The following is a 12,078-nucleotide window of genomic DNA, read 5'->3' as shown; positions in this document are numbered from 1 at the left end:
TCTTGGCCACCGCACGTCTCGCTCTGAGTTATGGGCAAGCCTTTGTGGCGCCCGAACGCCATCGGCAGCGCAGTTCGATGTCGGTGCGCCTGCCGGAAGAGGGCGAGCCCAAGGGCGCCTGCGCGCTGATCAGCGATTCAGCCTCAGGCCATGCCCTGGCCAAGCAGGCGGGAGATCTCAGCGTGCGTGGATTTCTCAACGACTACTACGCGACTCCGGCGCACTGGACCATCAAGGCGTCGGCCCAGCGAGTGATGCGTGCGCTCAACGCTTGGTGTCATGGCATGACCCGCCAGATGGAGGACGGCAGCTATGTGTCGTCGTTGTCGACGGTGGTGTTCAAGGACCGTTGTGCGCACCTCTTTCATGTAGGTGACACCCTAGTGTTTCGGCTTCGGGGAGCCGAGTTCGAGCAGTTGAGCCGCGACCACGTCACCGACCTGGGGGGCTATCGCTACCCGGCCAGGGCGCTGGGCATGGATGTCGGCATCGACATCGACTATTCGGAGTGGCCGCTGAAGCAGGGGGACATCTTTCTGTTCACCACCCAGGGGGTGCGTGGGACCCTGATGCCCTCCGACTATGTGCGGCTGATTCGCGAAGATGCCAGTGACCTGGACGCGGCCTGTGAGCGCCTGGCCGAGGCGGCAAGCTCCAGGGCTCGTGAGCGGGGCTACGGCAGTGACCCCTTCTGCTTTCAACTGGTCAGGGTGGATGAACTGCCTGATGCGGCCAGCGACGCTCCCAGTCGGCTGTACGGGGATCTGCCGATTCCCCCCGAGCTTGCGGTGGGTGACCAGATCGACGGACTGGTGGTGGAAGCGGTGATGTCACGCACCGCCCACTCACGGGTCTACCGGGTGCGCGATGTGGATACCGAGCGGGTCTGTGTGCTCAAGGCGCCAAGTCCTGAGCTGTCGAATCGAAACGCCTACCTGGAGCACTTCCTGCTGCAACAGTGGGTGGTGGAGAGGGTTCACTCGCCCTTCGTGGTCAGCGTGGTCGAGCCTTCCCGGTCCCGCCGTCATCTCTATTACCTGATGCGTTACGTCGATGGCATGACCTTGAGCGAGTGGGTCGCGCGCTATCCGCGTGCCAGTCTCGGTCAACGACTCGACATCGCGCTGCAGCTGGGCAAGGCGCTGCAGGCGTTGCATCACCGTGACCTGATTCACCAGCAGGTCCATCCAGACAACGTCTTGATCGATGATCAGGGGCGCGTGGTACTGACCGACTTCAGCGCCTGCCATCTGCGCGATGTCGACGGGCACCGCCGCTCCCGCCGGCTGGTGGCCCAGGTGGGGCTCAATGAACACAGTGCGCCTGAGTATGCCCTTGATGACGAGGTCGGCCGGCGCAGTGACCAGTACGCCCTGGCGTCCACGGTGTACTGGTTGATCAGCGGACGTCTGCCCTACGCGGTGCCGACCCATCAGCTGCGCAGTCATACCGATCTCGAGCAGCTGAGCTATCGCAGCGTGCGTCATTACCGGCCAGACGTCAGCGCGGAGCTCGACGAGGCCTTAAAACGCGCCCTGGACCCGCAGCGATCGCTGCGTTTTCGGCGCCTGTCGGAATTTCTCTATAGCGTGCGGCCCGGTCGCCAGCAGGTGTCTGAAGCCCCCAGTCGTTCGATCCGTGCCTGGAAGGAACCCGCCAACCTGTGGCAGGCCATCGCCGGGTTGTTGCTGGTGTTGTTGATCCTGTCCTGGTGGCTACGCTAGGGCTTGTCTGAAAAGTGCCTGCACTCGGTAATACGGCGTTAAAAATCGGCTGGTGCGCCAGCCCGGTCAAAATGCTCATTTACACCCTGTAAACTGCGCTGTCTCACCGATTTTTGCCTTGTCTAACCTTCGCTCGTCGACTTTTCGGACAGCGCCTAGGGCTTGTCTGAAAAGTGCCTGCGCTCGTCGGTGTATCGGAGAAGGCCTGGGGCTTTGGTGATCCGTGGCGGGGCCAGCCGGTCTTCCTGACACATCCTGCGGCGTCAAACGAAAAGCCCCGAGGCCAGGCCTCGGGGCTTTTTTAATGCCAGCGTCGCGTCGGCTGCGTCTCGGTCGCGGGGCGTGCGTGATGCAGCGCCGGGCCGCAGCGAGCTGTGGTGCGTCTATGCTACAGACTGAGTTACAGGCTGAATGCCGGCAGACGCTTTTCCACCCGCGCGAGCTTGAGGCGCGCCATCTTCGGCAGGCCGTTCTCGAAGGGAGGGAAGTCCTCGCCCTGGATCAGCGGTGCCAGGTAGGCACGGCCGGCGTCGCTGATGCCGAAGCCATCCTCGCGGATGTACTCGCGCGGCATGAACTTCTCACGGTTGGCCACATCGGCCAGCGGTGCCGCCTCGATCTCCCAGCGGTAGGGGTTGTCGCTGACGCGCTTGATCGCCGGCATCTGGGCGTTGTGCCCCTCGAGCGCCAGTTCCACCGCCTTGACGCCGACCGCGTAGGCCTGCTCGACGTCGGTCTTGGCGCCAAGGTGGCGCGCGGCGCGCTGCAGGTAGTCGGCAACCGCCCAGTGGTACTTGTAGCCCAGGTCCTGCTTGACCATGCCGGCCAGGGTCGGGGCCACGCCGCCGAGCTGGCGGTGTCCGAAGGCGTCGGTGTTACCCGAGTCGGCGAGGAAGGTGCCGTCCTCGTAGCGTGCGCCCTCGGAAACCACGATCACGCAGTAGCCGTAGTTCTTGACCGCGTATTCCACACGCTCCATCACCTGGCGACGGTCGAAGGGAATCTCGGGGAAGATCACCAGGTGGGGTGGCTCACCCTCGCCCTGGCCGGCCAGGCCACCGGCGCCGGCGATCCAGCCGGCGTGGCGACCCATGACCTCGAGCACGAACACCTTGGTGGAGGTGGCGCACATGGAGGCGATGTCCATGGAGGCCTCGAGGGTCGAGGTGGCGATGTACTTGGCCACGCTGCCGAAACCGGGGCTGTTGTCGGTGATCGGCAGGTCGTTGTCCACGGTCTTGGGCACGTGGATGGCGGTCAGCGGGTAGCCCATCTTCTCGGACAGCTGCGAGACCTTGAGGCAGGTGTCGGCGCTGTCGCCGCCGCCGTTGTAGAAGAAGTAGCGGATATCGTGAGCCTTGAACACCTCGATCAGGCGCTCGTACTGGGTGCGATGGCTCTCGATGTCCTTGAGCTTGTAGCGACAGGAACCGAAGGCACCGCCGGGCGTGTGGCGCAGGGCGGCGATGGTGTCATCGGACTCCTGGCTTACGTCGATCAGGTCCTCGGTCAGGGCGCCGATGATACCGTTGTGGCCGGCGTAGACCTTGCCGATGCGATCACTGTTCTGGCGGCAGGTCTCGATGACGCCGCAGGCGCTGGCGTTGATCACGGCGGTGACGCCGCCGGACTGGGCGTAGAAGGCGTTGTGCTGGGCCATGGGGCGTGGGGCTCCTGGTTCTGGATCGTGAATACGGTGAAACGAACAACGTCCCCACGCGGCGTGGCGAAGGGAAAGGATCGGTGGGCGCGTCGCGGTCGGCCAGGCCTTCGTCGGGAAGGGCTTCGCGGACTAAAGCCTTCGCGGACTAAAGCCATCGTGTGGCAAGCCATCGCGTGGCAACCATCGCCGGGACAGCGCCGGAACATGGTCGGCGATTCTAGCCCATCGGCCTGGTGCCTGCATCCGACCGGCATGCCCCGGCGCAGCCGAGCGCCGACGTCGAAGTAAAACAGTGGGCGATCGGCAACAGCGACGAGGGCGTGACGCCGCCTCTGGAGGCCTTTGTCGGGGCATGCTAGGCTGCCGCCAACCTTGAGTGCCGTTGTCTGCCGGGGGCGCCGTGCGCGTCGACTCGGGGACGGGGCAGCAGCAGCGCACCGGAGGCGCCATGCATCTTCATATCGTCGGTATCTGCGGCACCTTCATGGGCAGCCTGGCGCTGTTGGCGCGGGAGCTTGGCCACCAGGTCAGCGGCTCGGATGCCAGCGTCTATCCCCCCATGAGCACCCAGCTGGAAACGGCCGGCATCGCCCTGATGCGCGGTTACGCCGCCGACAATCTGACGACGACACCGGACCTGGTGGTGATCGGCAACGCCCTGTCGCGGGGCAACCCTGAAGTCGAGGCGGTGCTCGATCGTGGCCTGCCCTACGTGTCCGGTGCCCAGTGGCTGGCCGAGCACGTGCTGCCGGGGCGCCCGGTGATCGCGGTGGCGGGCACCCACGGCAAGACCACCACGGCCAGCCTGACCGCCTGGCTGCTCGAAAGCGCTGGGCTGGCCCCTGGCTTTCTGATCGGCGGGGTGCCGAGGAACTTTGGCGTATCGGCGCGACTGGGCGGCGAGCAGGCGCCCTTTGTGGTGGAGGCCGACGAGTACGACACCGCCTTCTTCGACAAGCGCTCCAAGTTCGTGCACTACCGCCCGCTGGTCGCCATCCTCAACAACCTCGAGTATGACCACGCGGACATCTTTCCCGACCTGGCTGCCATCGAACGCCAGTTTCATCACCTGGTACGTACGGTGCCCGGGCGTGGCCAGTTGCTGGTGGCGGACGACGCGCCGGCGCTGGACCGGGTGCTGGCCCAGGGCGCATGGACACCGGTGTCGCGCATGGGGCAGCAGCAGGACTCGGCCTGGCGCATCGAGCTAGAGCGTGACGATGCCAGTCGTTTCAGGGTGATCCAGCGGCGGCCGGACGGGGTCGACGAGGACGCAGTGGTCGACTGGGGGTTGACCGGTGACTACAACGCCCGCAATGCCCTGGCCGCCCTGGCCGCCGCCAGCGTGTTCGGCGTGGATCTGGCGCGCGGCGCCGCTGCGCTGTCGCGTTTCGAGACGCCCAAGCGTCGCCAGGAGGTGCGCGGCGAGGTCGGCGGCGTCCAGGTGATCGACGACTTTGCCCATCATCCCACCGCCATCGCGGCGACGCTGTCCGGGCTGCGCGCTTCGACCCAGCGCGGTCGCCTGCTGGCGGTGATCGAGCCGCGTTCCAACACCATGCGTCTGGGTACCCTGCGCGATCGCCTGGCGGACAGCGTGGCCCAGGCCGACCAGGTCTGGTGGTACCAGCCCGAGGGGCTGGACTGGTCGGTGGAGGCGCTGGTCGAGGCCTCGCCGATACCGGCGCACCGTCGTGGTGACATCGATGCGCTGGTCGCCGATCTGGTGGCACAGGCGCGCCCTTATGATCGTATCGTGGTGATGTCCAACGGCGGCTTCGGCGGCATCCATGAGCGCCTGCTCAAGGCGCTGGAGGCCGCTCATGGCTGAAGGCTTCAACCCCCCGGTGACCGTGGCCCTGACCGGCGCCTCCGGCGCCCAGTACGGACTCAGGCTGATCGAGGCGCTGGTGTCGGCGGGACACGAGGTGTGGGTGATGATCTCCAAGGCCGCCCATCTAGTCATCGCCACCGAGACCGAGGTGTCGTTGCCGCCACGCCCGGCGCTGCTGGCCGAGGCGCTCAGCGAGCGGTTCTCGGCGGCCGAGGGCCAGATCCGCTGCTTTGGCCGTGAGGACTGGATGGCCCCGGTGGCGTCGGGCTCCGGCGCCAGCAGTGCCATGGTGATCTGCCCGTGCTCGACGGGAACACTGTCGGCGGTGGCCTGTGGCGCCAGCAACAATCTGATCGAGCGCGCCGCCGATGTGGCGCTAAAGGAACGCCGCCGCCTGGTGCTGGTGCCCCGGGAGACGCCATTCTCGGCGATTCACCTGGAGCACATGCTCAGTCTGACCCGTATGGGGGCGGTGGTGTTGCCCGCAGCACCCGGCTTCTACCACCAGCCGCAGAGCATCGATGATCTGATCGACTTCATCGTGGCGCGCATCCTCAATCAGCTGGGTATCGATCATCAGCTTATGCCAAGGTGGGGCGAGGGGTCCTCCGGGTCCACCGTCGGCGACTGAGTGCGTAGCTGGCATCGTCATCACAGGACACCATCATCACCTGGCACCATCATCACCTCGCGCCGTCAGACACCTCTCCAGCGCTGCTCGGGATAAGGAAATCCATGCCCAGTCTGTCCGTTCTCTCTGTGTTCGTTCCGACCTTCTTTCTGGTCTCGCTGACGCCAGGCATGTGCATGACCCTGGCCATGGTGCTGGGCATGACCCAGGGGGTGAAGCGGGCGCTGTGGATGATGCTGGGGGAGCTGGTTGGCGTGGGGCTGGTGGCCTTCTCCGCCGGTGCGGGGGTGGCGGCACTGATGCTCAAGCTGCCGGCGCTGTTTGCCTTGTTCAAGTGGCTGGGCGGGGCCTACCTGGTCTATCTGGGGTGGCTGATGTGGCGCTCACGGGGGCGCATGGCGATCCCTGACAATCTTGAGGATACCGCGCCGCCGAAGCGACGGGAGCTGGCCATGCAGGGCTTTGTCACTGCGGTCGCCAACCCCAAGGGCTGGGCCTTTTTCGTGGCATTGCTGCCGCCCTTTATCGATCCGGCGCGGCCGGTGCTGACCCAGTTGGCGGGGTTGATTCTGGTGATCCTGAGTCTCGAGTTCACCTGCCTTCTGCTGTACGCCAGCGGCGGCAAGAGTCTGCGTCACCTGCTCGCACGTGGGGGCAGTGTACGGTTGCTCAACCGCATCGCCGGGACCTTGATGATTGGTGTGGGCCTGTGGCTGGCGCTGGGCTAGGGCCTGGCTGGAAAGTGCCGGCACTCATCGCTGTCTGGACAAGGCCCCGGGCCCGCCTTGCCAGAGGTGTCGGTTCGGGGGCGTGTCACCTTCCTATACCGGCGGCAGCCACAGGATGCGTGCGCTGACCAGGGCCAGCGAGGCAAGCAGCAGTGCCGGTAATGGACACGGCGTCAGGGCCGTCCGGTCCCGCCTGAGCCAGGCCAGTTGAACCATGGCGCAGACCACCAGGCCAAGCAGGGCACCCCCGACGAGATCGCTCAGCCAGTGCACGCCCAGCACGATACGTGACAATGCCATGGGCACGACGATGGCGATCGCCACCCAGTAGGGCCAGAAGCGTTGGCGGCGTGGCAGCGTCTGGGCGATAAAGGCGGCCGCCATGCCGTACAGGACCACCGCCGTCGAGGTGTGGGCGCTGGGATAGGACAGAGAGTGGGCGAGATAGTCAGGGGCATCCGGACGAAGGCGGCCGATCACCTCCTTGCCCAGGGTGTTGAGCGTGGCGATGGCAATCAGTCCAGCGCTCACGTGGCCCAGTGCCGCCCAGTGACGGCGGCTGGCCAGCCACACCAGCCAGGGCAGTGCCAATGCCGCCACGCCGAGGGTATCTCCCGCCTCGGCCAGTGTCTCGGACAGCGCCAGAAGTCCGGGTAGCTCGAGCCCGCCGATCAAGGCGTGAAGCCGCGTATCCATCATCAGCGGTCCGTCTGCCTGGAGCACGACCAGCGTCCAGGCGCTCAGCGCGGTCAGTGCACCCAGGAGCAACAGCCAACTGGCCAGGGGAGGCTCTTCCTCGTGGTGGGGGGCCAGGGCCTGCCACAGGCGCCTCCCGCCGGGCAGGTGATGGCTGAACCAGGCGAAGCTACGGTACAGCAGGCCCTGAGGCGAGGCGTGGTGGCGGACCAGCGAGAACAGCAGCGCCAGCACCGCCACGGTGACGCCGAGCGCTGTCAGCCAGGGGTGCAGGTCGTCCGGCAATGCCAGCCACTGTTGCCAGGTTCGACCCAGCAGATAACCGGGCAGGATGTAGGCCGGTGCCCACAGCAGGGCGGAGCCAAGATTGGCCCAGGTGAAGGTCGTCGGCGGCATGCGCAGAATGCCCGCCACCAGCGGCACGATGGGGCGGACCGGTCCGACGAATCGCCCCAGCAGCACTGAAAGAGGACCATGACGCTGGAAGAATCGTGCACCCCGGGCCAGCCACTCCGGGTGATGCGACAGCGGCCACATGGCGGTGACCTGTTCACGGTAGCGATAGCCGATGGCGTAGCTGGCGCCGTCTCCCACCACGGCACCGGCAAAGGCACAGGCGATGACCCAGCCAACCGCGATGTCGTAGTGGCCGGCCAGGGAGGCGCCGGCGGTGATCAGAACGACGCCGGGCACCACCACGCCGATCAGGGCAAGCGACTCCACCAGCGCGATGGTAAAGATCAGCAGCAGCAACAGTCCGGGCGAAGGCGCCCACTGAATCAACCAGTCCCCGGCATTTCCCACCCTGTTCTCCTTTGCGTTGGGCCGTCGTGATGTTTCGGCATTCTGCCACAGACAGGGTGGTCAGGAGCGACCGGGTGGGAGGGGAGTGACGGCCAGTGCCTCGCTGCGGCGAGCCAGTCGCTGCTCGAAATGCTGCCAGGGTTCCTTGGCGTTCAGGGCGCAGAGCCGTGAGCGTAGGGTCAAGGGGCCGATGTCCGACAGGCGAACCTCGGACAGCGCCTGTTCCAGTCGCTTGATCACCAGCATGGCACCACTTTCGGTGGTGTTGGGCAGTACCAGCCAGAAGGTGTCATGGGATTCCCGTCCCAGAATATCGTGGTCACGGCAGTGAAGGCGTACCGCCTGGCACAGTTGGTCGAGTTGCGTTAGCTGAGTGCGAGAGCCGTACTGCTCACTGGCGATTTCCAGTTGTGGCAGGTGCAGGATCACCACCGCCAGCCGCTGGTCCAGGTGCTGGGCGCGCTCGAACTCCCCGTTCAGGCGCTCGTGCAGGGTGGCGCGATTGATCGCATCGCAGTCGACGTCGCTGGGGTCGGTGGCCCGGTTCAGGTCGCGCTGACGCAGGTATTCCCAGCCGGCCAGGGAGGTGACCGCAAGGAAGGTCAGCAGAAACTTGATTTGATCGAGGCTTGGCGAAGACTGGCCGACCACCATGAGCCAGATCGGCATGACGGCCAGCGCCAGCACCAGAGCAGGGCCGAAGGGCAGTACCAGCAGGATCAGGGTGATAGGTACGCTGATCCAGAAGGCGTCGAACGATGCCTGCAGCACCGTCTGGTCATAAAGGGCCAGGCAGCCGCACAGCAGCAGCAGATAGTTCGAGACGCGCGAGGCTCTTCTGGTATCGAAGACCGTGATCACGGCCATCAGGCAACTCAGGGACGCCGGCAGCAGGATGCTCTCGTATTGCCCGAGCAGATAGTGCCACAGGGCCAGTGACGCCAGCAGCAAGGTCCCCATGACATCGGCACAGACGCGCCAGGAACGGACCCACTGGGGTGGCTCGATCATGCGTCGTCCTCCACCACCTGGGTGACAGGGCACTGCTTGTCCAGGGCCGCCAGCACCATGGGCAGGTTGTCCAGATTGGCAATCGAAACGGTGCGTACCGTGATCGGCACGGCGATGTCTTCCAGCAGTTCCTGGCGTCGTTGCCTGGCCTGCACGGCGTCTCGACTGGTCAGCATCACGGCGACGGTACGTCCGTTGAGACGATAGGCGTTCTCGAACCGCTTGATGCGTGTGCAGATGTCCTGGGCGACCCGCCACAGAGAACGTCCATGGATCTGGATCACCACCAGTTCGGCGTGGACGCCGTCACGGGTGGCGCGGCTGTTTTCCCGAGCCAGGTCGCGTTCCAGCTGGCTGGCCGACCACAGCGGCAGTCCGGGCGCCAGACGGGCTCTCCTGCGCATCAGGCGTTGCGAATGTCCGCCCGGCAGCGCACGTCCGATCGCAAGAAAGCACAGACACAGCAAGAGCGCGCCAGCCAGGCCCCAATGGTGAAGGCTCATCTGGGTGATCAGGCTCCACCAGCTTATCCCGGCAAGGCTGGCGTTGAGTATCAGCATCCACTGGGGTTGGGGCAGGATCAACAGGAAAGGCCAGGCCCACAGCCAGGCACCGTTGGCGTCGGGCGAGAGTATCACCAGGGCGGCAAGCAGCACGCTGGCCACCACCAGCCAGGCGCGGTAGGCATGGCGGCGGTGGCTGAACTCGATGACGATGCCGGTGATCCCGAGCCATAGCGCGGCCAGACCAAGCAGCGTGGTGTCCAGCGCCCGCGCCGAGGTCGCCGCGCAAAGGGCCAGCAGTGCGGCCGCGGCGAACAGGTTCAGCTTGAACAGGCCGACTTTGTACTTGTTCCGCATGCTGTCTTAATATGATCCTTTCTGTGGTTCACGATCCGCATCACGTCCGCGTTGTCATCCCGGTGCAAGCTTCTTTCTTTGACCGGGGACCTCGTTCTACCAGGAGACTCGTTTCACCGTGTCCGACTCATCCGCCAATGCCACCGCCGAGTGCGTCGCCGATATCGACGCCTACATGACCGCCATGGGCCAGGCGGCCCGTGTTGCTGCCACCGATATGCGTCGCCTGCCACCCGCGCGCAAGAACCAGGCGCTCAAGGCGATGGCTCAGGCGCTGGACGCGTCTCGTCAAGAGATCCTGTCGGCCAATCGGCAGGATCTGGCGCGCGGTCGCGACAAGGGGCTCGACGAGGCTCTGCTTGATCGCCTAGCCCTGGATGACGGCCGCATCGACGCCATGATCGAGGGCCTGACCCAGGTCGCTGCCTTGCCCGACCCTGTCGGTGAGATCGATGGCCTGAGCACTCGGCCCAGCGGCATCCAGGTCGGCATGATGCGCGTGCCCCTGGGTGTCATCGGTATCATCTACGAATCTCGCCCCAACGTCACCATGGAAGCCGCCAGCCTGTGCCTGAAATCGGGCAATGCCTGCATTCTGCGCGGGGGCTCCGAGGCCAGCGCGTCCAACCAGGCGCTGGCCCGCTGCATTGCCTCTGGGCTGGCCGAAGCCGGACTGCCCCAGGGCGCCGTGCAACTGGTGGCGACCACCGACCGTGCCGCCGTGGGTCGCTTGATCAGCATGGACGAATTTGTCGATGTGATCATTCCCCGTGGTGGCAAATCGTTGATCGAGCGTATTTCGCGTGAGGCCAGGGTGCCGGTGATCAAGCATCTGGACGGCATCTGTCACGTCTATGTGGACGCCGCCGCCGATCTGGACAAGGCCCGTGCCATCGCGGTCAACGCCAAGACTCATCGCTACGGCGTGTGCAACGCCATGGAAACGCTGTTGGTGAATGCACAGGTAGCGCAGGCACTGCTGCCGACCCTGGCCGCTGACTACGCGGAAAAGGGCGTCGAGGTGAGGGGGTGTGCCCGCGCCCGGGCGATCGTCGATCACTGGCTCACGGCGAGTGACGAGGACTGGGCCACCGAGTACCTTGCGCCGGTGCTGTCGGTCAGGGTAGTCGATGACATCGACGAGGCCATGGCGCATATCGAGCGCTACAGCTCGCGTCACACTGAGTCCATCGTCACCGAGAACTACAGCCTGGCACGCCGCTTTCTGGCAGAGGTCGACTCGAGTTCGGTCATGGTCAACGCCTCGACCCGGTTTGCCGATGGCTTCGAATACGGGCTCGGTGCGGAGATCGGCATCTCCACCGACCGACTGCATGCCCGGGGGCCGGTGGGGCTCGAAGGGCTGACCACGCGCAAGTATGTGGTCTTCGGCGATGGCCAGATTCGACAGTGAGTGGCGCCGTTCGCTTTGACGTCGAGGGCCGTCCTGCGCACATCGGCATGCTTGGCGGCACCTTCGATCCCGTCCATCTAGGCCACCTGCGCACCGCGCTTGAGCTTCGCGCTGCGCTGTCGCTCGATGGCGTGCACATGATCCCCGCGGCTCAGCCTCCGTTGCGCGATCAGCCCCAGGTCACCGCCGAAAAACGGCTCGAGCTGTTGCGCCTGGGGATCGGCAATACCCCGGGGCTGGCGGCGGACCCCTGCGAGCTGGAACGGGAGGGCCCGTCGTTCAGCGTGCAGACGCTCGAGTCCCTGCGTGAGCGCTACGGCCACGAGGCGCGCATCGTCATGGCGCTTGGTCACGACGCCTTTCTCAAGCTGGCGAACTGGCACAACCCGGAAAGGATCTTCGCGCTTGCCCATCTGGTGGTGGTCGAACGCCCCGATCACGAAGCGCCCTTGCCCGAAGCGCTTCAGGCGCTGATCGAGGGGCGCGAGGTCGAGCATGGCGATGCCCTGATGGCCAAGCCCCAGGGCCGACTGCTGCGCCTGTCGCTGCCGTCGCGGATGGCGATCTCGGCCACCTTCGTCAGGCATAGCCTGATGCAGGGAAAGAGCGTGCGCTACCTGCTGCCGCCGGCGGTGGAAGAGCGCATCCAGGCGCAACGCCTGTACCGCGCGGTCTGAGCGCGGCAGCCAAGGCAACACGGTCCGAGAAATTCG

The 12,078-nt window shown here is 65.6% G+C and carries 10 protein-coding genes; 6 read left to right on the top strand and 4 right to left on the bottom strand.

Annotated elements, in window-relative coordinates:
• The first annotated feature begins 2 nt into the window (after window positions 1–2).
• Window positions 3–1,724, top strand: coding sequence for a bifunctional protein-serine/threonine kinase/phosphatase (locus RBB39_RS10090; RefSeq protein WP_045993353.1), 1,722 nt, complete (start codon window positions 3–5; stop codon window positions 1,722–1,724).
• A gap of 400 nt (window positions 1,725–2,124) precedes the next feature.
• Here RBB39_RS10090 and RBB39_RS10085 read toward each other — a convergent pair whose 3' ends face one another.
• On the bottom strand, window positions 2,125–3,384 hold the full coding sequence (locus RBB39_RS10085; protein ID WP_045994172.1) for a 6-phosphofructokinase: 1,260 nt from the start codon (window positions 3,382–3,384) through the stop codon (window positions 2,125–2,127).
• 451 nt (window positions 3,385–3,835) lie between these two features.
• Between RBB39_RS10085 and mpl the strand changes: the two genes are divergently transcribed.
• The 3 genes from mpl to RBB39_RS10070 all read left to right on the top strand — a co-directional run bounded on the left by mpl (window position 3,836) and on the right by RBB39_RS10070 (window position 6,580).
• Entirely contained in the window at window positions 3,836–5,218 is a 1,383-nt protein-coding gene (gene mpl, locus RBB39_RS10080; RefSeq protein ID WP_045994173.1) for a UDP-N-acetylmuramate:L-alanyl-gamma-D-glutamyl-meso-diaminopimelate ligase, read from the top strand.
• Entirely contained in the window at window positions 5,211–5,852 is a 642-nt protein-coding gene (locus tag RBB39_RS10075; protein ID WP_045994174.1) for a flavin prenyltransferase UbiX, read from the top strand. Before mpl ends, RBB39_RS10075 begins: the two co-directional genes overlap by 8 nt.
• Window positions 5,853–5,956: 104 nt before the next feature.
• Complete coding sequence (locus tag RBB39_RS10070) at window positions 5,957–6,580, top strand: LysE family translocator (protein ID WP_045994175.1); 624 nt, start codon at window positions 5,957–5,959, stop codon at window positions 6,578–6,580.
• Between the two features lie 93 nt (window positions 6,581–6,673).
• Here RBB39_RS10070 and RBB39_RS10065 read toward each other — a convergent pair whose 3' ends face one another.
• The 3 genes from RBB39_RS10065 to RBB39_RS10055 are packed head-to-tail and all read right to left on the bottom strand — an operon-like array spanning window position 6,674 to window position 9,951.
• Window positions 6,674–8,080, bottom strand: a complete 1,407-nt coding sequence (locus tag RBB39_RS10065; protein ID WP_045994176.1) for a bifunctional DedA family/phosphatase PAP2 family protein — start codon at window positions 8,078–8,080, stop codon at window positions 6,674–6,676.
• A gap of 60 nt (window positions 8,081–8,140) precedes the next feature.
• Window positions 8,141–9,091, bottom strand: a complete 951-nt coding sequence (locus tag RBB39_RS10060) for a diguanylate cyclase domain-containing protein (RefSeq protein ID WP_045994177.1) — start codon at window positions 9,089–9,091, stop codon at window positions 8,141–8,143.
• Window positions 9,088–9,951, bottom strand: coding sequence for a hypothetical protein (locus RBB39_RS10055; protein ID WP_045994178.1), 864 nt, complete (start codon window positions 9,949–9,951; stop codon window positions 9,088–9,090). Before RBB39_RS10055 ends, RBB39_RS10060 begins: the two co-directional genes overlap by 4 nt.
• Window positions 9,952–10,126: 175 nt before the next feature.
• Between RBB39_RS10055 and RBB39_RS10050 the strand changes: the two genes are divergently transcribed.
• Together RBB39_RS10050 and nadD are read left to right on the top strand one after the other, a co-directional pair.
• Window positions 10,127–11,365: a glutamate-5-semialdehyde dehydrogenase gene (locus RBB39_RS10050; RefSeq protein WP_083970559.1), complete on the top strand. Its 1,239-nt coding sequence runs from the start codon at window positions 10,127–10,129 to the stop codon at window positions 11,363–11,365.
• A 47-nt stretch (window positions 11,366–11,412) separates the two neighbouring features.
• Window positions 11,413–12,042 carry a nicotinate-nucleotide adenylyltransferase gene (nadD, locus tag RBB39_RS10045; protein ID WP_045994184.1) on the top strand — a complete coding sequence of 210 codons (630 nt, stop codon included), beginning with the start codon at window positions 11,413–11,415 and terminating at the stop codon, window positions 12,040–12,042.
• Window positions 12,043–12,078: the final 36 nt, after the last annotated feature.

Origin of the sequence: Halomonas sp. MMSF_3323 (assembly GCF_030733595.1) — a bacterium.
Classification (GTDB): Bacteria; Pseudomonadota; Gammaproteobacteria; order Pseudomonadales; family Halomonadaceae; genus Halomonas; species Halomonas litopenaei.
Note: the sequence above shows the minus strand (reverse complement) of the source record. Positions and strands in the feature narration are given on the sequence as shown.